The sequence below is a fragment of the Micromonospora sp. NBC_01655 genome (assembly GCF_026339755.1).
Lineage (GTDB): Bacteria > Actinomycetota > Actinomycetes > Mycobacteriales > Micromonosporaceae > Micromonospora.
The window spans coordinates 6,206,695-6,227,380 of the sequence record NZ_JAPEQF010000001.1 but is presented as its reverse complement, the minus strand read 5'-3'; the positions used below and the strand labels follow the sequence as shown (position 1 = coordinate 6,227,380).

20 protein-coding genes and 3 tRNA genes are annotated in these 20,686 nt (G+C 74.6%); 13 read left to right on the top strand and 10 right to left on the bottom strand.

Features of this window, described 5'->3' with window-relative positions; all coding sequences use genetic code 11:
- Positions 1-84: 84 nt before the first annotated feature.
- Positions 85-441 carry a hypothetical protein gene (locus tag OOK41_RS27430; RefSeq protein ID WP_117666207.1) on the bottom strand — a complete coding sequence of 119 codons (357 nt, stop codon included), beginning with the start codon at positions 439-441 and terminating at the stop codon, positions 85-87.
- A 353-nt stretch (positions 442-794) separates the two neighbouring features.
- A complete protein-coding gene (locus tag OOK41_RS27425; RefSeq protein WP_117666209.1) occupies positions 795-1,670 on the bottom strand; it encodes an FAD:protein FMN transferase in 876 nt (291 codons plus the stop codon).
- Between the two features lie 224 nt (positions 1,671-1,894).
- On the opposite strand from OOK41_RS27425, the gene OOK41_RS27420 reads away from it, so the two are divergent.
- Complete coding sequence (locus OOK41_RS27420) at positions 1,895-2,926, top strand: 3-isopropylmalate dehydrogenase (RefSeq protein WP_117666211.1); 1,032 nt, start codon at positions 1,895-1,897, stop codon at positions 2,924-2,926.
- Between the two features lie 177 nt (positions 2,927-3,103).
- A complete protein-coding gene (locus tag OOK41_RS27415; protein WP_266267199.1) occupies positions 3,104-4,198 on the top strand; it encodes a branched-chain amino acid aminotransferase in 1,095 nt (364 codons plus the stop codon).
- Positions 4,199-4,228: 30 nt separating this feature from the next.
- Here the strand turns inward: OOK41_RS27415 and OOK41_RS27410 are convergent, their stop codons facing one another.
- From OOK41_RS27410 to OOK41_RS27395, 4 genes are all read right to left on the bottom strand, one after another.
- Positions 4,229-4,927 carry a tyrosine-protein phosphatase gene (locus OOK41_RS27410; protein ID WP_266268020.1) on the bottom strand — a complete coding sequence of 233 codons (699 nt, stop codon included), beginning with the start codon at positions 4,925-4,927 and terminating at the stop codon, positions 4,229-4,231.
- Between the two features lie 126 nt (positions 4,928-5,053).
- A complete protein-coding gene (locus tag OOK41_RS27405) occupies positions 5,054-5,467 on the bottom strand; it encodes a PRC-barrel domain-containing protein (protein ID WP_243639258.1) in 414 nt (137 codons plus the stop codon).
- 205 nt (positions 5,468-5,672) lie between these two features.
- Positions 5,673-6,203, bottom strand: a complete 531-nt coding sequence (locus tag OOK41_RS27400; RefSeq protein WP_117666218.1) for a carboxymuconolactone decarboxylase family protein — start codon at positions 6,201-6,203, stop codon at positions 5,673-5,675.
- A gap of 2 nt (positions 6,204-6,205) precedes the next feature.
- Entirely contained in the window at positions 6,206-6,766 is a 561-nt protein-coding gene (locus tag OOK41_RS27395) for a peroxiredoxin (protein ID WP_117666220.1), read from the bottom strand.
- Positions 6,767-7,139: 373 nt separating this feature from the next.
- Here OOK41_RS27395 and cimA point away from each other — a divergent pair, with 373 nt between their 5' ends.
- The gene (gene cimA / locus OOK41_RS27390; protein WP_117666222.1) at positions 7,140-8,723 is read left to right on the top strand and encodes a citramalate synthase; all 1,584 of its coding nucleotides are present in this window, start codon (positions 7,140-7,142) and stop codon (positions 8,721-8,723) included.
- 37 nt (positions 8,724-8,760) lie between these two features.
- Here the strand turns inward: cimA and OOK41_RS27385 are convergent, their stop codons facing one another.
- The gene (locus tag OOK41_RS27385; protein WP_266268019.1) at positions 8,761-9,702 is read right to left on the bottom strand and encodes an endonuclease/exonuclease/phosphatase family protein; all 942 of its coding nucleotides are present in this window, start codon (positions 9,700-9,702) and stop codon (positions 8,761-8,763) included.
- A 427-nt stretch (positions 9,703-10,129) separates the two neighbouring features.
- Here OOK41_RS27385 and OOK41_RS27380 point away from each other — a divergent pair, with 427 nt between their 5' ends.
- The 6 genes from OOK41_RS27380 to arfB all read left to right on the top strand — a co-directional run bounded on the left by OOK41_RS27380 (position 10,130) and on the right by arfB (position 15,392).
- On the top strand, positions 10,130-10,657 hold the full coding sequence (locus tag OOK41_RS27380; protein WP_266267198.1) for a hypothetical protein: 528 nt from the start codon (positions 10,130-10,132) through the stop codon (positions 10,655-10,657).
- A 175-nt stretch (positions 10,658-10,832) separates the two neighbouring features.
- Entirely contained in the window at positions 10,833-11,882 is a 1,050-nt protein-coding gene (locus OOK41_RS27375) for a MoxR family ATPase (protein ID WP_117666229.1), read from the top strand.
- Positions 11,883-11,971: 89 nt separating this feature from the next.
- A complete protein-coding gene (locus OOK41_RS27370; RefSeq protein ID WP_266268018.1) occupies positions 11,972-12,976 on the top strand; it encodes a DUF58 domain-containing protein in 1,005 nt (334 codons plus the stop codon).
- Positions 12,973-13,932 carry a VWA domain-containing protein gene (locus tag OOK41_RS27365; protein WP_117666233.1) on the top strand — a complete coding sequence of 320 codons (960 nt, stop codon included), beginning with the start codon at positions 12,973-12,975 and terminating at the stop codon, positions 13,930-13,932. Before OOK41_RS27370 ends, OOK41_RS27365 begins: the two co-directional genes overlap by 4 nt.
- 95 nt (positions 13,933-14,027) lie before the next feature.
- Entirely contained in the window at positions 14,028-14,891 is an 864-nt protein-coding gene (locus OOK41_RS27360) for a S1C family serine protease (protein ID WP_266267197.1), read from the top strand.
- A gap of 75 nt (positions 14,892-14,966) precedes the next feature.
- Positions 14,967-15,392, top strand: a complete 426-nt coding sequence (arfB, locus tag OOK41_RS27355; RefSeq protein ID WP_266267196.1) for an alternative ribosome rescue aminoacyl-tRNA hydrolase ArfB — start codon at positions 14,967-14,969, stop codon at positions 15,390-15,392.
- Between the two features lie 406 nt (positions 15,393-15,798).
- Here the strand turns inward: arfB and OOK41_RS27350 are convergent, their stop codons facing one another.
- Positions 15,799-16,716 (bottom strand): 3-methyladenine DNA glycosylase, encoded by a 918-nt coding sequence (locus OOK41_RS27350; RefSeq protein ID WP_266267195.1) that lies wholly within the window; start codon positions 16,714-16,716, stop codon positions 15,799-15,801.
- A gap of 46 nt (positions 16,717-16,762) precedes the next feature.
- Positions 16,763-18,133 (bottom strand): hypothetical protein, encoded by a 1,371-nt coding sequence (locus OOK41_RS27345; protein ID WP_266267194.1) that lies wholly within the window; start codon positions 18,131-18,133, stop codon positions 16,763-16,765.
- Positions 18,134-18,364: 231 nt separating this feature from the next.
- Here OOK41_RS27345 and OOK41_RS27340 point away from each other — a divergent pair, with 231 nt between their 5' ends.
- From OOK41_RS27340 to OOK41_RS27325, 4 genes are all read left to right on the top strand, one after another.
- Entirely contained in the window at positions 18,365-19,168 is an 804-nt protein-coding gene (locus OOK41_RS27340; RefSeq protein WP_117666245.1) for a fumarylacetoacetate hydrolase family protein, read from the top strand.
- A gap of 126 nt (positions 19,169-19,294) precedes the next feature.
- Positions 19,295-19,366: transfer RNA gene (locus tag OOK41_RS27335), tRNA-Gln, on the top strand.
- A 130-nt stretch (positions 19,367-19,496) separates the two neighbouring features.
- Positions 19,497-19,569, top strand: a tRNA-Glu gene (locus OOK41_RS27330).
- 210 nt (positions 19,570-19,779) lie between these two features.
- A tRNA-Glu gene (locus tag OOK41_RS27325) sits at positions 19,780-19,852 on the top strand.
- Positions 19,853-19,950: 98 nt separating this feature from the next.
- Here OOK41_RS27325 and OOK41_RS27320 read toward each other — a convergent pair.
- Entirely contained in the window at positions 19,951-20,637 is a 687-nt protein-coding gene (locus tag OOK41_RS27320) for an IclR family transcriptional regulator (RefSeq protein WP_091671614.1), read from the bottom strand.
- Positions 20,638-20,686 lie beyond the last annotated feature (49 nt).

The window sequence follows — 20,686 nt, the reverse complement described above, 5'->3', positions numbered from 1 at the left end:
GTCCCTCCAGGACCCGCGCGACGTGCGTCCACGCAGGACGGATCGGGGGCCCGGCCGAACGGCCGGGCCCCTCGTCGTACCCGGTCAGCGGCGCGCCGGGGCGGGCGGCGGGTAGACCGAGCCGTCCTGGTAGTCGAACAGCATCAGGTTGCACTCGCCGGCCAGCCGCTCGATGTCGAGCAGCACCTGGTCCTCGCAGGCCGGGTTGAGGTTCATCTCGATGTGGTCGTTGGCCGCGTGCAGGGGCGCGACCTCCCACGGGGAACCCGGTCCCGCCGGCCGGTCCGGATAGCTGGCCGTGATCGCCCGGTAGAAGGCGACGACCCGCGGGTCCGGGTAGCGGTCGCTGTGCTGCCCCTGGCGGCACCGTTGCACCGCTGCCCGCACGTCCGCGGGCGTGGCCCCGTCCGGGAGGGCCCACACGCTCAGATCGAAACTCACGGCGGACAGCGTGCCATCCCGGGCCCGCTAAGTCACCGCGACCCCGCGGCAGGTCAGCCGCGAAACTTCCGATCGTCCCCCGGAGACCGTCCGCTGTGGAGACTCTTGCGTTGAGTTGCGTCGATTCGCTAGCGTACTCGTGCGGTCACTGGCTGAGTTCGGCGTCGGCCCGTCTTCGGGTGGCGCGGTCGACGTTCGGCCGGCCCGGGTCCGTACCCCTCGATTGCGCGAGCCACGCGCACTCGTCGCTGACCGGCCCCCACAGTCGTTGCCGAGACCGTGGGGGCCGATCGCGGGTCCACCCACGGCCGGGATGCGAAGACCGGCCGCCGAGGGTGGCCCCGGTCGGGCTCTCAGCGTCGGCGGTGCGCGAACAACGCCCGGTAGTCCGACCCGGTGCGGAACCAGGCCAGGCCCGTCGGGCCCGCGGCGTAGAGCGCGGTGGCGTACGCGTCGGCCACCGCCAGGTCCGGCCCGATCACGGTGGCGGCGTCGAGCTGGTCCGCGGGCTCCCCGGTGTGCGGGTCGACCACGTGCCCCCGTCGGCCGGTCACCCCGGAGGTGCCCACCGCGCCGGCCGTCATCTCCAGCACGAGCGGGGGCCGGCGGGGGTCGGTCGGGTGGTGCACGGCCACCCGCCACGGGCCCCCGTGCGCGGCGTGCCCGCGTACCACCAGGTCGGCGCCGGTGAGGACGGCGTAGTCGTGGATGCCGGCGGTCCGCAGCCGGGCCGCGGCCCGCTCCACCGCCCAGCCGCCGAGCAGGCCGCCCGGGTCGAAGCCGCCGGGCACCGCCCACGCGTCGAACCAGCCGTCGGTCGCCGCCCGCATCGCGGCGCACCGGTCCACCAGGTCGGCCAGCGGCGGGTACGACTCGGGGCTGATCTCCCCCCGGCGCAGCCGGGAGACGAGGCTGTCCCGCCGGTTCGGGCCGTAGGTGAGGTCGATGGCGCGCAGCTCGGCGACGGCGTCGGCGAGAGCCTCGCCCACCCCGCGCCGGCCCAGCCAGTTCGGGGCGTTGAGCAGCAGGGAGTACTCGGCCGTGCTGGTGCGGACGGTGTGCTGCACGGCGATCCGGTCGACGGCGGTGCCGCCGGCCCGGTCGAGGCGGTGGCTGCGGCTGCCCAGGCGCAGGTCGGGGCGGCGGCTGGCGATCGCCGGCTGCTCCACCCACCGGGTTCGCGGCTGCTCGTCGGCCCACCGGTGCCGGGGCTGCTCGTCGATCCGCATCACAGCTACTCCTTCGCTGACGGCGCCGCAGCGTGGCGGCGAATCCCGTCCGGGCCCCCGTGACCCGTTCGCCACCGACCCTAGGCAGCGAAGTTGACCGCATCATGAATCCCACCTGGGAGCCTGCTGTGCATCCCAGTTTCCCAGAATGCGGAAGGGTCGTACCGGGAGGCGGGACGGAGTCGTACCGTTGCGGAAGACGACGAGGCGAGGGAGCTCACGACGTGGCACGGATCGCGGTGGTGGCCGGGGACGGGATCGGACCCGAGGTGGTCGCGCAGGCCCTCAAGGTCGTCGACGCCGTGCTCCCCGGTGTGGAGGCTACCGAGTACGACCTCGGCGCGGCCCGCTACCACCGCACCGGCGAGGTGCTGCCGGACTCCGTGCTGACCGAGTTGGCCGGCCACGACGCGATCCTGCTCGGCGCGGTCGGCGACCCGACCGTCCCGCCGGGCGTGCTGGAGCGCGGCCTGCTGCTCAAGCTCCGGTTCGCCTTCGACCAGTACGTCAACCTGCGCCCGTCGCGGCTGTGGCCCGGCGTGGCCGGCCCGTTGGCCACCGTCAAGCCCGGCGAGGTCGACCTGGTCGTGGTCCGGGAGGGTACCGAGGGGCTCTACGCCGGCGCGGGCGGCTCGCTGCACCGGGACACTCCCGCCGAGGTGGCCACCGAGGAGAGCCTGAACACCCGGCACGGGGTGGAGCGGGTGATCCGCGACGCGTTCGCCCGCGCGTCCCGCCGCGAGCGGCGCAAGGTCACCCTGGTGCACAAGACCAACGTGCTGACCCACGCCGGGTCGCTGTGGGCCCGGGCCTTCGCGGCCGTGGCCGCCGAGCACCCGGACGTGGCCACGGAGTACCAGCACGTCGACGCCGCCGCGATGTTCCTGGTCACCCAGCCCCAGCGGTACGACGTGGTGGTCACCGACAACCTCTTCGGCGACATCCTCACCGACATCGCCGCCGCGGTCACCGGCGGAATCGGGCTGGCCGCCAGCGGCTGCATCAACCCCACCGGGGCGTACCCGTCGATGTTCGAGCCGGTGCACGGCTCCGCGCCGGACATCGCCGGCCAGGGGGTCGCCGACCCGGTGGCCGCCGTGCTCTCCGCCGCCCTGCTGCTCGACCAGCTCGGACACGCCGAGGCCGCGGCCCGGGTGACCGCCGCCGTCGGCACGGAGCTGGCCGGCCGCGCCCCGGGGGTACCGCTGCGCACCGCCGAGGTGGGCGACCGCCTCGCCGCGCACGCGGTGGCCTGACGGCCCATCCCGCCCCGACGCCGCCGGAAAGGGCGTCCGATCAGCCGGAACGTCCGTTCGGGACGTCCGTCCCGCCAGCACGCGGCTACCCGCTGAACGAGCGTTCGGGGTAAATTGCTGGCACCAGTGAATCCGGCGTGCGGTCCCGCGCGCCGTCGTCCCAGGGAGGTCCGCGCGATGAGCGGTGGTGACATGCTCGAATTCGAGATCCGTCCGAATCCCGCGCCGGTATCCGCCGCGGACCGGGCCGCCCTGCTCGCCAACCCGGGCTTCGGCCGGGTCTTCACCGACCACATGGTCACCATCCGGTACGCGGACGGCAAGGGCTGGTACGACGCCCGGGTCGAGGCGCGCGCGCCGATCCCGATGGATCCGGCCGCCGCGGTGCTGCACTACGCGCAGGAGATCTTCGAGGGCCTGAAGGCATACCGCACCGGCGACGCGGTGACCATGTTCCGGCCGGAGGCCAACGCCGCCAGGTTCGCCGCCTCGGCCCGCCGGATGGCGATGCCGCAGCTACCGCCGGAGACGTTCGTCGAGTCGCTGCGCCGGCTGGTGGAGATCGACCGGGAGTGGATCCCCGAGGGCGACGGGAGCAGCCTCTACCTGCGCCCGTTCATGTTCGCCAGCGAGGTCTTCCTCGGTGTCCGCCCGGCCAACGAGTACCTGTACGTGGTCATCGCCTCCCCGGCGGGGGCGTACTTCTCCGGCGGGGTCAAGCCGGTGACGGTGTGGGTCTCGCCGGACTACACGCGTGCGGCCCCGGGCGGCACCGGTGCGGCCAAGTGTGGCGGCAACTACGCCGCCTCGCTGGCCGCCCAGGCCGAGGCGATCGAGGCCGGCTGCGACCAGGTGGTCTTCCTCGACGCCGTGGAGCGCCGCTTCGTCGACGAGCTGGGCGGGATGAACGTCTTCTTCGTCTACGACGACGACACGCTGGTCACCCCGCCGCTGACCGGCACCATCCTGCCGGGCATCACCCGCGACGCGATCCTCACCCTCGCCGCCGAGGCCGGCCACCGGGTCGAGGAGCGGCCGGTCAGCTTCGCCGAGTGGCAGGCCGACGCGACCAGCGGCCGGCTGCGCGAGGCCTTCGCCTGCGGCACCGCGGCCGTGGTCACGCCGATCGGCGAGGTCCGCTTCCCCGACGGCGAGTTCCTCGTGGGCGGGGGCGAGCCGGGCCGGGTGACCACCGACCTGCACCAGCGGCTGGTGGACATCCAGCGCGGCCGGGCCGCCGACCCGCACGGCTGGGTCACCCAGGTCCACTGAGCGCGCCGGGGGAGCGGCCGGGCCGGGAAGTCACTCCAGCAGGTGGTCGCGGAGGGCGGCGAGCTGGGCGTCGGTGACGCCGGCGTGCCGCAGGTACTCCTCGGCGGAGCCGTGTCCCGCGCGCAGTTCGGTCAGGAACAGCGACATCGCCTCGGCCGGGGACGCCAGGAACGGCGCGGGAAGCTCCTCGGTCTCGGGGGTGGTGACGGCCACCCAGGCGCTGAACCGCGCCGCCGCCTCCGTGCTCAGCGCGTAGTCGGCGGCGATGTCGGCGTCGCTCACGCCGAGCGCCGAGAGGGTCAGCGCGCAGACGATGCCGGTGCGGTCCTTGCCGGCCACGCAGTGCACGACGACCGGGGCGGCGGCGCTGTCGGCGATCAGCCCGACCGCCTCGGCGAGCCCGGCGGCGCCGGTCCCGGCGAGGTCGGCGTACCGGTCGGCGAGGTAGCGGGCCAGGTTGGAGCCGGGCTGGTACTGCGACTCCGTCCACGCGGTGTGCTCCGGGTGGATGTGCCGGTAGGTGAGCCCGGCCAACTCCGGCACCCGGCCGTCCCGGGCCACCTCGAACGGGCGGCGCAGGTCGATCACCGTGCGGATGCCGAGGGCGACGAAGGCGTCCCGGTCTGCGCCGTCGATCCGGTGGGGTGAGTCCGAACGGTAGAGCCGGCCCCAGGCGACGGCGCGCCCGTCGCCGGTCGGGTAGCCGCCGACGTCGCGAAAGTTGAACATCGTGGAGAAGGGAATCCTGCGGTTTGCCTCGATCGCGTCCACCCCTGACACGGTAGCGGCCGGTGGGGTTGAACCCCACCGGCCGCGACGATGCATCGATCCCGCCGGCCGTGCCGGTGGCGCGGCTCAGCGCGCGGTGCCCGGGGGCAGGCTGCCGTAGCTCTCGTCGTAGTAGCCACCGAGCTTGTCCCGGTACGCCGGGTCGCTGTGGCTGTCCTCGTCGTACTCGGGCGCGGCCTTGATCTGGTCCTTGGCGCGGTCGACGTACACCTTGCGCTCGTCGTGGTCGACGTGGTTGACCGTGCCGGCCGGCAGCATGACCTTCTTGCCGAAGATCCACGGGCCGGTGTCGACCACGAGGTAGCTGCCGCCGACCTCGTGACTCGCGCTGTCGATCTTGCCGATGCCGCCGTCGGTGGCCTCGATCTTGTAGCCGACCAGGTCGGCGTCGGCCACCGACGCCCGGTCGCGGTAGCTCCACGGGTCGAACGCGCCGGCGGGGGCGCCGCCGGCGATCGCGCCCTGCCCGCCGTGGGTCATGGGCTCCGGTGTGCCGTGCGTGGTGTGCGGGTCGAGCCTGTCCATGGGGTGCTCCTGCCTCGACTGTCGTAGTCGCGTCGGAGAGAAGGTGTTCTCGTGTCCGAAATACACCTACCCAGCCCGGTCGGCCCCTACACGCGTACGGCGCGAACGCCGACTCCGCCGGTGCCGCGACCGCGGCACCGGCGGAGTCTGGACGGCCGGTTCAGGCCAGCGCGGCCTGCGCATCGAGGGCCACCGCGGCGGCGTGCACCACGGCGGCGATCCGCAGCCCCTCGTGCACCTGCTCGCGGGTGTAGCCCGCCCCGCGCAGCGTCTTCTCGTGTGACTCCAGGCAGACGCCGCAGCCGGTGATCGCCGAGACGGCGAGGCACCACAGCTCGAAGTCGCCCTTCTCCACGCCGGGCCTGGCGATGATCTGCATCCGCAGCCGGGCCGGCATCGACGCGTACTGGTCGTCGCCGATGAGGTGCTTGGCCCGGTAGTAGACGTTGTTCATCGCCATGATCGTGGCGGCGCCCTTGGCCGCCTCGACCGCCTCGGGGGTGAGGTGCCCGGCCGCCTCGGCGGCGATCTCCCGCAGCACCACCGGGTTGCGCGCCGCGACGGCGCAGGCCAGGGCGGTGCCCCAGGCCTGCTCCGGCTTCAGCGTCGAGGTGCCGACGGTGGAGCCGAGATTGAGCTTGATGTCCTTGGCGTACTCGGGCAGGGCCGCCTTGACCGCGTCCAGACCCATCGTCAGGCCCCGGCGCCGGCGAGCAGCTTGGTGGCGTCGAGGGTGTCGCCGCCCTTGTTCCAGTTGCACGGGCACAGCTCGTCGGTCTGCAGCGCGTCGAGCACCCGCAGCACCTCGGAGACGTTCCGGCCGACCGAGCCGGCGGTCACCATGGCGAACTGGATCTCGTTGTCCGGGTCGACGATGAAGGTGGCGCGCTGGGCCACGCCGTCCTCGCCGAGCACGCCGCAGGCGGCGGTCAGCTCGCGCTTGATGTCGCTGAGCATCGGGAAGGGCAGCTCGCGCAGGTCCGGGTGGTCCTTGCGCCAGGCGTAGTGGACGAACTCGTTGTCCACCGACACGCCGAGCACCTGGGCGTCCCGGTCGGCGAACTCGCCGTTCAGCCGGCCGAACTCGGCGATCTCCGTCGGGCAGATGAAGGTGAAGTCCTTCGGCCAGAAGAAGACCACCCGCCACTTGCCCTGGTGCGACTTGTGGTTGATCGACTCGAACGCGTTGTCGGCGTCGAGGGACACGCAGGCGGTGAGTTCGTACTCGGGGAAGCGGTCACCGACAGTGAGCACGGGGTCCTCCTTGACAGCGGCACGAGGCCGGTAACTGGATCGGTTCCAGATACTTCCGCAGTGGTGTTTCGGCTTGATAGCGGCCAGGTGACTTGTGAAACCGATCACCAACGGCGGGCTCTGCCCCGCAGGCGAGGGCGGTTGCGGTATCGCAACCCTGAGTCACCGTCCCGGCATGTGGATTGTGCCTCCCAAAACCGTGGGCCGAGTGGCAGAGTGGTGATCGTGACCAGCAGCGTCGTCATTATCGGCACCTAGCGCGCCCGGCCTCCCCTCCGCCGAGCGCGCAGACCTCCCGCATCCGCGGGGGGTCTTTTTGTTGGTCCCGCCCCCGCCGCCCGCCCCGTCCCACCCGCGCCCGAGAGGACTCCCCATGACGTTCCAGGTCTACGACACGACGCTGCGCGACGGCGCCCAGCGAGAGGGGCTCACCTACTCGGTGGTCGACAAGCTGGCCGTCGCCCGGCTGCTCGACGAGTTCGGGGTCGGCTTCATCGAGGGGGGCTGGCCGGGCGCCGTGCCGAAGGACACCGAGTTCTTCCGCCGGGCCCGCACCGAGCTGGACCTGAAGCACGCTCAGCTCGTCGCGTTCGGGGCGACCCGCAAGGCCGGCGTCGCGGTGGCCGTCGACCCGCAGGTCCAGGCGCTGCTGGACGCGGGGACCCCGGCCGTCGCGCTGGTCGCCAAGGCCGACCTGCGGCACGTCGAGCGGGCCCTGCGCACCACCGCCGCCGAGAACCTGGCGATGATCCGGGACACCGTGGCGCACCTGGTCGCCGAGGGGCGGCGGGTCTTCGTCGACGGCGAGCACTTCTTCGACGGCTACCGGCACGACCCGGCGTACGGGGCGGCGGTGGTCCAGACCGCGCTGGCCGCCGGCGCCGAGGTGATGGTGCTCTGCGACACCAACGGCGGGATGCTGCCCTCCCAGGTGACCGCCGCGATCGCCGACCTGGTCGCCCGGACCGGCGTCGACGCCGGGCGGCTCGGCATGCACGCCCAGAACGACACCGCCTGCGCGGTGGCCAACACCATCGCGGCCGTCGAGGCCGGCGTCCGCCACGTGCAGGGCACCGCCAACGGGTACGGCGAGCGCCCCGGCAACGCCGACCTCTTCGCCGTCGTCGCCAACCTCCAGCTCAAGCTCGGGCTGCCGGTCCTACCGGAGGGCTGCCTGGAGCAGATGGTGCGGGTCTCCCACGCCATCGCCGAGATCGCCAACATCGCCCCCGACACCCACCAGGCGTACGCCGGGGCCGCCGCCTTCGCCCACAAGGCGGGGCTGCACGCGAGCGCGATCAAGGTGGATCCGCTGCTCTACAACCACGTGGACCCATCGGTGGTGGGCAACGACATGCGGATCCTGGTCACCGAGATGGCCGGCCGGGCCAGCGTCGAGCTCAAGAGCCGCGAGCTTGGCCTGGACCTGGCCGGCCATCCGGAGACCCTGTCGAGGGTGACCAGCCGGGTGAAGGAGCTGGAGGCCGGTGGCTGGTCCTTCGAGGCCGCCGACGCCTCCTTCGAGCTGCTGGTCCGCTCCGAGCTGGCCGGCGCCGCGCCGGCCCGGCCGTTCGCCCTGGAGTCGTACCGGGTGCTGGTCGAGCACCGGGAGGACGGCGCGGTGGTGTCCGAGGCCACCGTGAAGATCCGGGTACGCGGTGAGCGGGTGATCGCCACGGCCGAGGGCAACGGACCGATCAACGCCCTCGACGAGGCGCTGCGGGTCGGCCTGTCCCGGCACTACCCGGAGCTGCGCGACTTCGAGCTGGCCGACTACAAGGTGCGCATCCTGGAGGGCAGCCACGGCACCGGCGCGGTGACCCGGGTGCTGGTGGAGACCGCCGACGGGACGGGCCGGGACTGGACGACCGTCGGCGTGCACCCCAACGTGGTGGAGGCGTCCTGGCACGCCCTCGTCGACGCGCTCACCTACGGCCTCGACCGCGCCCACGCCTGAGCGGGAGCGTCGTACCGAAGCGGCCGGGCCCGCCCGCTCACCCACCCGTCGGGGGCGGGGCGGGCAGCCGCAGCCCGGCCAGGACCGCGCGGTGGTCGCTGCCCGGCAGCGGGTGCACCGCCACCGACCGGACGGCGATCCGCCGGTCCACCAGCACGTGGTCGATCGTCACCGGCGGGATCGGGTCGCCGTCGTAGGGCCCCCAGGTGCCGGCGAGCCCGGTGCCGGCCGCGTCGGCCGCGTCGGCGTACCCGGTGGCCAGCAGGGCGCGCAGCGGCGCGTGGTCGAGGGTGGCGTTGAAGTCCCCGGCCAGGATCGACAGCCCCGCCGCCGGGGTGGCCGCCGGCTGTGATTCCAGGTCGGCACGCCAGGGCCCGACCTGGTCGACCGCGTACGGGGCCGCCGGGTGGGCCGACTCGACCCGCACCGGCGGCCCGCCCGGCGGCGTCACCGTGCCGTACGCCTGGCTGAACCCCCAGCCGCCGCGGTTCTGCCGGATCCCGCCCCCGGCGATCGGGAAGCGGGCGTAGAGGCCCGAGCCGGTGGTGCCCACCTGCGGGTTGAGCTGCCGGTGGGGCAGCAGGCCGGCCAGGCCCAGCCGGTCCAGCTCGGCCGCCGCGTCCGGGGTGAACTCCTGCACCGTCAGCACGTCGACCCGGTGCGCGCGGACCAGGTCCACCACGGTGCGGGCATCGGCAGCGCCGGCCAGCAGGTTGGCGGTGAGCAGCCGCAGCTCCGGCCCCCGCGCGGCGGGCTGCCCGGCGGCCAGCGCCCGGGGCCCGACCGTCCCGATCAGCGCCACCGCGACGAGGGCCGCGACCGCCGCCGGCCAGCGCCGCCGCAGGGCGAGCGCGAGCAGCAGCGGCACGGGCGTCCAGGCCGCGACGTACGGGGTGAAGGCGACCGCCTGCACGAGCGGGCCCCGTTCCAGGCCGGGCAGCCGCACCGCCGCCCAGGCCAGCCCGGGCGCCACGGCCAGCCAGCAGAGCCCCGCGCGGACCCGGGCACCTCGGTCGAGCCCGGGCGGCGCCTTCTCGGACGTGCTCACGGAGACACGTTAGCGCCTCCTGCGGGGCGTCCGGTTTCCTGGCGTCCCGAATACCTTTCGTGAATTGCGCGGCGCTCACGTCTCGCAATTTTCCGATTGCCTGAACAAATCTGAAACGCCGCCGTAGGCTATTGACCCCGCACTTTTTCCGGTGCTAGTTTCCACCTGGTTCCAGTCCCGGCGCTCTCGGTAGTTATAGCTGCTCAGAGGCCATCTGGTGGCCCGTCCGGCATCGTCAACGCGTCGGCGGCGGCTGTGCCGACGCTTTTCCGCAGCACTGGTCGGGCTCCGAAGCAATCCGACTCGTTGCCCGACGAGCCGGTCGTGTCGACACGGTCAACAAAAAGGGGGACCTGTCATGGCGAAATTCATTTCCGGTAGGGCGGTTACGGTCACGTTCGGCGTGCTGGCGCTGACGCTGGCCGGTGGCGGCATCGCCGCCGCCCAGACGACGGCGGCGAAGCCCGCGGCCCAGACCGGGCAGCCGGGTGCCCGACCCGCCGCCCCGGCCGGCCAGCCGGCGTTGACGCCGGCCGAGGCCGCCGAGGCCAAGGCCGCGCTTCAGGAGGGCGCGAGCCCGTCGTTCGTGGCCGGCTCCACCTCCTTCGCGGTGGTCAGCGCCGCCGGCGCGCTGGTCCGCGGGCGCGACTCGGTCTCGGCGACCAGGTACGGCCCCGGCCAGTACCAGGTCGTGTTCAACCACAGCCTGGTCCGGGGCGGGTACGTGGCCAACATCGGCGACGCCGCCGACTGCTGCATCCCGCCGACCGGCCAGGTCTCGGTCGCGCCGCGGCTCGGCACGCCGAACGGCGTGTTCGTGCAGACCTTCGACTCGACCGGCGCCGCGGCGGACCGACCCTTCCACCTGTCGGTGTTCACCCCCTGATCCACGGCCCACGAGCGACGCCGGTCCCGACGGGGCCGGCGTCGTCGCGTCCGTTACCGGACCTGGGGCGTGCTTCGCGGCGGAAGGCGAGGGTCGTCCCGGTCAGGGGACAAAGGCGCCCCGAGTGGCGTAGATTCCGACGTTTGCCGGACCGCCGCCCCGGGAAGCAAGCACCGTGACGGACATCTCGGACACCCTGGCCAGCCTGCCCAGCCCGGTCGATCCCGATCCGACCGGCGCCGAGCTGCAACAGACGCTCTTCGAGGTCAAACGCGTGATCGTCGGGCAGGATCGGCTCGTCGAACGCCTGCTCACCGCGCTGCTCGCGAACGGCCACTGCCTGCTGGAGGGCGTTCCCGGCGTGGCCAAGACGCTCGCCGCGCAGACGCTCGCCACCGTGGTCGGCGGGACCTTCTCCCGGATCCAGTTCACCCCGGACCTGGTGCCCTCCGACATCGTCGGCACCCGCATCTACCGGGCCTCGAAGGAGAGCTTCGACGTCGAGCTCGGCCCGATCATGGCCAACCTGGTGCTCGCCGACGAGATCAACCGCGCCCCCGCCAAGGTGCAGTCCGCGCTGCTCGAGGCGATGGCCGAGCGGCAGGTCTCCATCGGTGGGCGGAGCTGGCCCGTCCCCGACCCGTTCCTGGTGCTCGCCACCCAGAACCCGATCGAGTCCGAGGGGGTGTACCAGCTCCCCGAGGCACAGCGCGACCGGTTCCTCCTCAAGATCGTCGTGGACTACCCGGGGGACGCCGACGAACTGGCCATCCTCTACCGGATGAGCGCCGGCCGGCCGAGCCCCCGCCCGGTCCTCGACCCCGGCCGGCTACGCGCGCTGCAACGCCGGGCCGGCGACGTCTTCGTGCACCACGCCCTCGCCGAGTACGTCGTCCGGCTGATCCTGGCCACCCGGGACCCGGGCCGGTTCGGGCTGCCCGAGATCGCGCCGCTGCTGGCGTACGGGGCCAGCCCCCGGGCCACCCTCGGCCTGGTCGCCGCCGCCCGGGCCCAGGCGCTGCTGCGCGGCCGGGACCACGTGCTGCCCGAGGATGTCCGGGAACTGGCGGTGGACGTCCTCGCCCACCGGCTGGTGCTCTCCTTCGACGCGGTGGCCGATGGGGTCTCCGCCGAGGCGGTGGTGCACCGGCTGGTCGACGCGGTGCCGCCGCCCCGGATCGCCACCCAGCACACCGGGTACGCCACCGACCTGGCGGCGGCGTGAGGGGCCCCGCCGCCCCGCCGGCGCGGAGCGGGAGCACGTGGGCGTCGAACGGGACCACGCCGGCGCGGAGCGGGACCCCGCCGGCCGACCTGACCCTGGCCGACCTCGCGCCCGACGGGCGGCTGCGCCGGCTGGAGCTGACCGTCACCCGCCGCCTGGACGGGCTGCTGCACGGCCAGTACCGCGGGCTGCTGCCCGGCCCGGGCAGCGAGGTCGCCGGCAGCCGTGAGTACCGGCCGGGCGAGGACGAGGTACGCCGGATGGACTGGGCCGTCACCGCCCGGACCACCGTCCCGCACGTCCGCGAGGTCGACGCCGACCGGGAGCTGACCACCTGGCTGCTGGTGGACGCCAGCCCCAGCATGGAGTACGGCACCGCCGAGCTGGACAAGCGCGAGCTGGCGGTGGCGGCGGTGGCGGCGGTCGGCTTCCTCACCGCCGGCTCCGGCAACCGGCTCGGCGCGCAACTGCTGGCCCCGGACGGGCTGCGCCGGTTCCCCGCCCGCAGCGGCCGGACCCACCTGCTCGGCCTGCTCCGGGCGCTGCTGTCCGCGCCGCGCGTCGGCGGCTACGACCCGGACACCGCGCCACTGGCGCCCCCGGACCTGACCGACGGCCTGGCCGCGGTGGGGCGGGTCGCCGCCCGACGGGGCCTGGTCGTGGTGGTCTCCGACTTCCTCGACGGGCTGCCCGACGAACCGGCGGCCCCGCCGCCGTGGGAGGCACCGCTGCGCCGGCTCGCCGTGCGGCACCAGGTGCTCGCCGTGCAGGTGACCGACCCGCGCGAGCTGGAGCTGCCGGACGTCGGCCTGATCACCCTGGTCGACCCGGAGACCGGCCGGCGGCGGGAGGTGTGGACCGGCGACCCCCGGCTGCGTCAGCGGTACGCCGAGGCCGCCGTCGCCCAACGCGACCAGGTCCGCCAGGCGCTGCGCCGGTGCGGTGCGGGCCACCTGCCGCTGCGCACCGACCGGGACTGGTGCGCCGACATCGTCCGGCACGTGCACGCCCAGCGCCGCCTCGCCCTGGCGCCGGCGGCGAGCGGCGGCGGCCCGACGCCGCGGCCGGGCGCGGCCCGGGGAGGTGCCGCGTGACCTGGCAGTCACCCGCCCGGCTCTGGTTGCTGCTCGGGGTCGCCGCCCTGGCCGCCGGCTACCTGCTGGCCCAGCGCCGCCGCAGCCGGTACGCCGTCCGCTTCACCAACCTGCGGCTGCTCGACCGGGTCGCCCCGCACCGCCCCGCGTGGCGCCGACACGTTCCGGCCGGCCTCTTCCTGGCCATGCTGGGGCTGCTGGTGGTGGGCTTCGCCCGGCCGCACGACGAGGTGCGGGTGCCCCGGGAACGGGCCACCGTCATGGTGGCCGTGGACGTGTCCACCTCGATGCTCGCCTCCGACGTCGACCCGGACCGGCTCAGCGCGGCCAAGCACGCCGCCCGGCGGTTCGTCGACGGCCTGCCCGACGAGTTCAACGTGGGGCTGGTCGCGTTCGCCGGCAGCGCAGCGGTGCTGGTGCCGCCCGGCACCGACCGGGAGTCGCTGCACGAGGGGATCGACCGCCTCGCCGAAGGCGCCACCGGCGTGCAGGGCACCGCCATCGGGGAGGCGATCAACACCTCGCTCGGCGCGGTGAAGGGGCTGGACAGCCAGGCGGCCAAGCAGCCACCGCCGGCCCGGATCATCCTGCTCTCCGACGGGGCGAACACCTCCGGCATGGACCCGATGGAGGCCGCCGACGAGGCGGTCGCGGCGAAGGTGCCGGTGCACACCATCTCGTTCGGCACCCCGTCCGGGTTCGTCGACCGGGGCGGCCGGCCCATCCAGGTGCCGGTGGACGGGCAGACCCTCCGGGCGGTAGCCGACTCCACCGGGGGCGGCTTCCACGAGGCGACCAGCAGCGCGGAGCTGCGGGCGGTCTACGACGACATCGGCACCTCGGTCGGCTACCGCCGGGAACGGCAGGACGTCTCCGCCCGGTTCATCGGGCTCGGGCTGGTCCTGGCGATGGGGGCCGCGGCGGGGTCGATGCGGTGGTTCTCCCGGCTGCCCTGAACCGGCCGAGCGCGGGTCCCGGCGCATCGGCGCGCCGACCTTTCCGGGTGGCCGAGACGGACATCCGCGGTGACGAGGACGTGAGGAGCGCACGCATGGCAGTGCAGACCGGACTGGGCGAGCCGCGCGGACCGTGGTTCGTCTCGCCCGAACTCGACCCGGACGGACGGGGCCGGTGGGACGTACCCGGTCAGGACGGGGGCGGCCGGCGGCGCGGCTGGCGGGACCGGCTGCTGGCCGCGGCCGGGGTGGTGGCCCTGTCCACCCTGTCCGGCGCGGCGGCCGGCGCGTGGGTCGCCGACCAGGCCGGTGCGCCGGGCCCGGCCGCGGCGTCGGCGGCGCCGGTGCCCGCCGAGCTGGTCACCGCCGCCGAGCGGACCGTGCCGGGCGTGGTGTCGGTGCTGGTCGGGGGCGGCTCCGGCGCCGGGGCGACCGGCTCCGGGTTCGCCATCGACGACCAGCAGCACCTGATCACCAACGACCACATCCTGGCCAAGGGTGGCGGGGGAGCGGTGACGGTGGAGCTGCCGGACGGCCGGCGGTTCCCCGCCGAGGTGGTCGGCCGGGAGCCGGGCAGCGACCTGGCCGTGCTCCGGGTGCCCCCGGACGCCGGCCTGGCCCCGCTGCCACTGGCCAAACCGGGCGCCACCCGGGTCGGCGAGCCGGTGCTCGCGGTCGGTTCCCCGCTCGGGCTGGCCGGCACCGTCACCGCGGGTATCGTCAGCGCGCTCGACCGTCAGGTGCGGCTCGGCACCAACCGGCACCGGGCCGTGCAGACCGACGCGTCGATCAACCCGGGCAACTCCGGCGGCCCGCTGGTCAACGCCCGGGGCGAGGTGGTCGGGGTGAACACCGCCATCGCCACCATCGACGGCAGCGGCTCGATCGGCATCGGCTTCGCCATCCCGATCGACCAGGTGCAGCAGACCGCCGACACCATCATCGGCAAGGGCGGCTGAGCCGATCGTCCGCCCGGCCCCTCGGCGCCCCCACACCCCGCACCACGGGCGCGGGCGGGGCGCTAGCCTCGGGGCGTGGACGACGGACTGCGGGTGACCGACCGACTGGTCGTGCCGGACGCCGAGCTGCGGGAGCGGTTCTCCCGCTCGTCGGGCCCGGGTGGGCAGGGCGTCAACACCACCGACTCGCGGGTGGAGCTGAGCTTCGACCTGGCCGGCTCGCCGAGCCTGCCGGAGCCGTTGCGCGCCCGGGCGCTGCAACGCCTGGCCGGACGGCTGGTCGACGGGGTGCTCACCGTGGCCGCCAGCGAGCACCGGGCCCAACTCGCCAACCGGGAGGCGGCCCGGCAACGGATGGCGGCGCTGCTGCGCGAGGCGGTGGCCCCGCCGCCTCCGCCGCGTCGCCCGACCCGCCCGTCCCGGGGCGCCAAGGAGCGCCGCCTCGCCGACAAGAAGCGCCAGTCCCAGCGCAAGCGCGACCGCCGGGCCGACGGCGACTGACCGTCCCGGCGCAGGCCGGCGGCGTCGCGTCGACCGGCTGGTCGGTTGCGCGGCGTGGCCAGGGTGTCGCATGGATCGGCGGTGACGGGCCCCGGGCGGAAATCGGGGGCCGGCCGGAACCGGGGGCTGGGCGCCGAGGCCGTGCGGCTGGTCGTCGGGTACGGCTTCGAGCGGGGGCCGCCCGGACCGCCGGCTGGACGGTCGGCCTCACCCTCCCCGACGGCCAGCGGATCAGCCTGGCGTGGAACGCCGAGCTGACCCAGACCGGCGGGCGGTGACCGCCCGCAACGTGAGCTGGAACGGGCGCTCGCCCCGGGCGCGGAGGCCACCTTCGGCTTCCTCGGCAGCAGCACCGGCACGCCCACCGTCCCGCCGCTGAGCTGCACGGCGAGCTGAGGCCGGGAGGCTAGCGGAGGGGCCCCTGCCGCACCGCAGGCGCCGGGAGGGGCCCCTCCGCCCGCCCGAGTGCGTCGAGCAGCCGGGCGCGCAGGACGGCGGCCCGCTCGGCGAAGCCGCGCTGCGCGGCGGCGTACTCGGCGCGGCCCTCCGGCGTCTCCACCCGCACCGGTGGGTACCCGAGCGCGGCCAGGTCGTACGGGCTGGCCCGCATGTCCAGCGCGCGGATCTCCCGGGCCAGGGCGAAGCCGTCGGCCACCAGCTCCGAGCAGACCAGCGGGGAGAGCTTGTACGCCCACTTGTAGAGGTCCATGTTGGCGTGCAGGCAGCCCGGCTGCTCCAGGTCGTGCTGGCTCTCGCGGGTCGGGGCGAGCAGGTTCAGCGGCCGGGCCGGCGCGGTGAAGAACCGGTACGCGTCGAAGTGGCTGCACCGCACGCCCCGCTCCTCGACCACTGCGGCCGTCTCCGCCGGGCTGAGCCGCAGCGGCCACGCGTTGTGGCGTACCTCCTCCTGGGTCTGCCGGTAGACCATCGCCCACTCGTGCATCCCGAAGCAGCCCAGGTGCGCCGGCCGGTCGGCGGTCGCCGCGAGCAGGGCGCGGATCCAGTCGACCGAGCCGGCCCGCCGGGCGCGTACCCCCTCGGTGTCGAGGGTGAGCCCGGCGGCGGTGGCCCGGTAGTCCGGGCCGAACTCGGCCCCGTCCGCGCCGCGCAGCACCGCGCCCGGCCCGGGATGCCAGCGGCGGAGCTGGGCGGGGCGGTGCGAGTAGTAGGTGAAGAGGAAGTCCTCCACCGGGTGCTTCGCGCCGGTGCGGCGGCGGGCCAGGTGCGGGGCCAGCCACCCGTCGACCCGCTCCTCGTGGGCGCGCCGCCGGGCCTGCCAGTCGGCCAGGTCGAGCGGTGCGGCGGGAGCGAGGGCGGCGGTCACCGACCCAGCGTACGACCGCCGCCCGCCCGCCCCCGCGGCCCCGGGGTCAGGGCACGTCCACCCGGACCCCGGCGGAGAACACCCCGCTGCGCAGTTCGAGCTGCTTCGGCCGGGCCGGACCGTCGACCGTGAACACCAGCGGCAGCACCAGCCGGCTGCCCGCGGCGAGCGGCTGGGCGAACACGTCCCGCCCCTGGTTGGCCAGCCGGGTCGCGGTCTCGTCGGTGCTGACCCAGGTGCCGCCCGGCAGGTACGCCCGCTGCATCTGACCGTGCCAGGTCTGCGGCTGCGGGGTGACGTTGCGGACCCCGACGGTGGCCTGGCACTGCCCGCCGGCGACCGGCGCGTTCGGGCAAACGACCCGGTAGACGGTGAACTCCAGCGCCTGCTCGCGCAGCGGTACGCCGACCACCCCCGTCGCGCTGCGTCCCACCCAGGCGCCGCTGGTCGGCTGCTTGGCCGTGTCGATGGCGGCGACCCGCCGGGTGGCGGTCAGCGTGGCGGCGAGGACCACCCCGGCCAGGAGCACCAGGGCCGCCCCCACCAGCAGCCAGACCGGGGGTCGGCGGCGGCGGGTCACGGCCGCCGGCGTGGCGGGCCGGGGGTACAACACCGTGCCCCGGTCCGGCACGGTCGCCCCGACGGTCCCGGCCGGTGCGGCGGCCCCGGGCTGCCCGGCGCCGGAGCGCGCGCGCCGGTGCCGCTGCCACCACCACACCCCGCCGAGCCCGGCCAGGAGGACCACGGCCAGCGCGGCGAGCAGCACCGGGGGCCGACGCCACGGCGGGGCCGCGGTGGCCTGGGCCGCCGGCACCGCCGGGCCGCTCCAGGTCGCGGTCGCGCAGTCGTACGGCCGGCTGCCGTCGCTGGTGAAGGCGCAGGCCGGCGCGGTGAGCGGCCGGCCCGGCGCGGCGGCGGTGAGCGCGGTGTGCAGCGTGGTGGTGCTGCGGGCGGGCAGGTTGAGCTGCCAGGTCACCTCGGTGCTGGTCGCCGAGCGGGTGGCCCGCCCACCGGGGGTGATCCAGGTCGCGGACGTCCCGACCGGCAGCTCCTGGCGCACCGTGGTGGCCAGCGGCAGGCTCCCGGTGTTGCGGACCTGGACCTGGTAGCCCGGCGCGGGCGTGCCGGCCGGCGCCACCGCCACCGTCACCGGTGACAGCGCGCCCCGGGTCGGCACCACCACGGACGGCGAGACCAGCGGCGGCGGTGCGGGGGCCGCCGGCGTCGGTGCCGTCGCGGAGTCGGTGGGCGTCGGGGTCTCCGTCGGCGTGGCGACGGCCGCCGCCGGGCGGACCGCCGCTGCCGGCGTGGCCGCCGCCTCCGGGGCCGCCGTGGGCAGTGCCGGCACGGCGGCGAGAATGCCGAGGCAGTGTACGAACACTGCGAGGGCCCTGTGGTGTCGTGTCGTTGCAGGCATACGAACGAACCTCCGGTAGCCGACGCTAGGTGCGGCGGCACGTCGTGCGGGTACGAAGTGGCGAACCCGGCCCACGCCGGTGACGGACGACGTAGGGTGGCCGGCCCGGGGCCGTTCCGGGCCCCACCGCCCGCCGTCGCCGGGGCGTCCCCCGTGCGGCGCCGGCTGTCCGCGCCGCCCGTGGCGCGCGGCCGGCGCGGCCGGGCGCCGTCCCGGGGCTAGATTGGCCTGGTGCGTATCGCTCGTTTCGCTCATGCCAAGGGAATGTCGTTCGGGGTCGTCGAGGGCGAGTCGGAGGCAGGCCCGCAGGGCCTGACCATCGCCGAGATCGAGGGGCACCCGTTCGGCCAGATCCAGTTCAGCGGTGCCCGATGGGCGCTCTCCGACGTCCGGCTGCTCTCCCCGATCCTGCCCAGCAAGGTGGTCTGCGTGGGCCGCAACTACGCCGAGCACGCCGCCGAGCAGGGCAGCGAGGTGCCGAAGGAGCCGCTGCTCTTCCTCAAGCCGTCCACCTCGGTGATCGGCCCGCGCGACGCCATCCGGCTGCCGATCTTCTCCAAGCGGGTCGAGCACGAGGCCGAGCTGGCCGTGGTGATCGGTGCACCGGGCGCGCGGCGGGCCGACCGGGCAGCCGCCGAGCGGGCCATCTTCGGCTACACCTGCGCCAACGACGTGACCGCCCGGGATCTCCAGCGGTCCGACGGACAGTGGACCCGGGCCAAGGGGTTCGACTCGTTCTGCCCCATCGGTCCCTGGATCACCACCGGCCTGGACGTCACCGACCTGGAGGTCCGGTGCGAGGTGGGCCGCAACCCGGAGGAGATGGAGGTGCGGCAGCTCGGCCGGACGCGGGACATGGTCTTCGACGTCCCGGCCCTGGTGTCGTACGTCTCGCACGTGATGACGCTGCTCCCCGGCGACGTGGTGCTCACCGGCACCCCGGCGGGGGTTAGCCCGCTCGTGGAGGGGGATACCGTCACCGTGCGTATCGAGGGGATCGGGGAGCTGACCAATCCGGTCGTCCCGGTCAGCTGACTCGTCGGGGGGCCCGAAACCGCAGCACAGCACGGGTTTCGGGTCCCCGATTTGGCCTGCCGGGGCCGGGAGGGTAGAGTTTCTCTCCGGTGCCGCAAGGTGCCGAACGGCACCGTGAGGTGCCAATGGGGTATGGGGTAATTGGCAGCCCAACTGATTCTGGTTCAGTTAGTCTAGGTTCGAGTCCTGGTACCCCAGCAACCGGTGGTCGCGAGAGCGCCGGTCGCTGGATGCGCTGGAGAGCGCTCCGGTAGCCCGCAAGGGGCCGGAAGAGATCTCTGGTAGAGTTCAGCGGCGTCGCCCGGTAGGGCGGCGCAGGGAAAGTTCTGGCCCCGTCGTCTAGTGGCCCAGGACGCCGCCCTCTCAAGGCGGTAGCGCCGGTTCGAATCCGGTCGGGGCTACAGTTCCGTTCAGCCCGTCTCACTCCGGTGAGGCGGGCTGTTTCGCGTACCGGGATCGTGCGCTCTGGGTCTGGCCGGCGAGGAATCCGTGGCCGGGGCCGTGGTGGCGGGCGGTCTGCGCGACAGCCCACCCCGGGCGTGCCCCGCGCGGGGCACGCCGCTAGACTACAGCGGCGCCGCCCGGCAGGGCGGCGATGCAGGGAAAGTTCTGGCCCCGTCGTCTAGCGGCCCAGGACGCCGCCCTCTCAAGGCGGTAGCGCCGGTTCGAATCCGGTCGGGGCTACAGTCCCACTCGGCCCGTCTCACCAAGTGAGGCGGGCCGTCCCCATTCCCACCCCACCCCCCGCCGTCCCGCGAGGGGGTGGGGTGGGAATGGGTGGGTTAGAGGCCGGAGAGGCGTTGGCCGGCTCTGACCACGGCCATGGCGTGGCGTTCGCCGGGGCGGCGGCCGAGGCGTTCGATCGGGCCGGAGATGCTGATCGAGGCGATCACCCGGCCGGTGCGGTCGCGGATCGGGGCCGAGACGCTCGCCACACCCGCCTCCCGCTCGGCGACGCTCTGCGCCCAGCCGCGCCGGCGCACCTCGGCCAGGGTGCGGCCGGTGAACTTCGACCGGGGCAGCAGCGGCATCACCGCCTCCGGTGGCTCCCAGGCCAGCAGGATCTGCGCCGCCGAACCCGCGGTCATCGGCAGCACCGAGCCCACCGGCACGGTGTCCCGCAGGCCGCTGGCCCGCTCGGCGGCGGCCACGCAGATCCGCTCGTCGGCGCGGCGCAGGTAGAGCTGGGCGCTCTCCCCGGTGGCGTCGCGCAGCGCGGCCAGCAGCGGCTCCGCCGCCGTCAGCAGCACGTCCGGCGCGGCGTTGGCGAGCTCACCGAGGCGGGGGCCGGGGCGCCAGCGGCCCTGGGTGTCCCGGACCAGCATCCGGTGGATCTCCAGCGCCTGCGCCAGCCGGTGCGCGGTGGCCCGGGGCAGCTTGGTGCGTTCAACGAGTTCGGCCAGGCTGGCGCCGTCGACACAGGCGGCCAGGATGACCACCGCCTTGTCGAGAACGCCGACACCGCTCATACTGTGTCCCACAAGCCGAAATTTACCTCCCAGAATTTAGGATGTCCAG

Bases quoted from the DNA above. Each gene is read 5' to 3' on its own strand.
- OOK41_RS27425 (WP_117666209.1), bottom strand. From the start codon at position 1,670: ATGCGGATCGACGAGCAGCCCCGGCACCGGTGGGCCGACGAGCAGCCG.
- OOK41_RS27415 (WP_266267199.1), top strand. From the start codon at position 3,104: ATGAGCGGTGGTGACATGCTCGAATTCGAGATCCGTCCGAATCCCGCG.
- OOK41_RS27410 (WP_266268020.1), bottom strand. From the start codon at position 4,927: ATGTTCAACTTTCGCGACGTCGGCGGCTACCCGACCGGCGACGGGCGC.
- OOK41_RS27405 (WP_243639258.1), bottom strand. From the start codon at position 5,467: ATGACCCACGGCGGGCAGGGCGCGATCGCCGGCGGCGCCCCCGCCGGC.
- OOK41_RS27400 (WP_117666218.1), bottom strand. From the start codon at position 6,203: ATGGGTCTGGACGCGGTCAAGGCGGCCCTGCCCGAGTACGCCAAGGAC.
- cimA (WP_117666222.1), top strand. From the start codon at position 7,140: ATGACGTTCCAGGTCTACGACACGACGCTGCGCGACGGCGCCCAGCGA.
- OOK41_RS27380 (WP_266267198.1), top strand. From the start codon at position 10,130: ATGGCGAAATTCATTTCCGGTAGGGCGGTTACGGTCACGTTCGGCGTG.
- OOK41_RS27360 (WP_266267197.1), top strand. From the start codon at position 14,028: ATGGCAGTGCAGACCGGACTGGGCGAGCCGCGCGGACCGTGGTTCGTC.
- OOK41_RS27345 (WP_266267194.1), bottom strand. From the start codon at position 18,133: ATGCCTGCAACGACACGACACCACAGGGCCCTCGCAGTGTTCGTACAC.
- OOK41_RS27320 (WP_091671614.1), bottom strand. From the start codon at position 20,637: ATGAGCGGTGTCGGCGTTCTCGACAAGGCGGTGGTCATCCTGGCCGCC.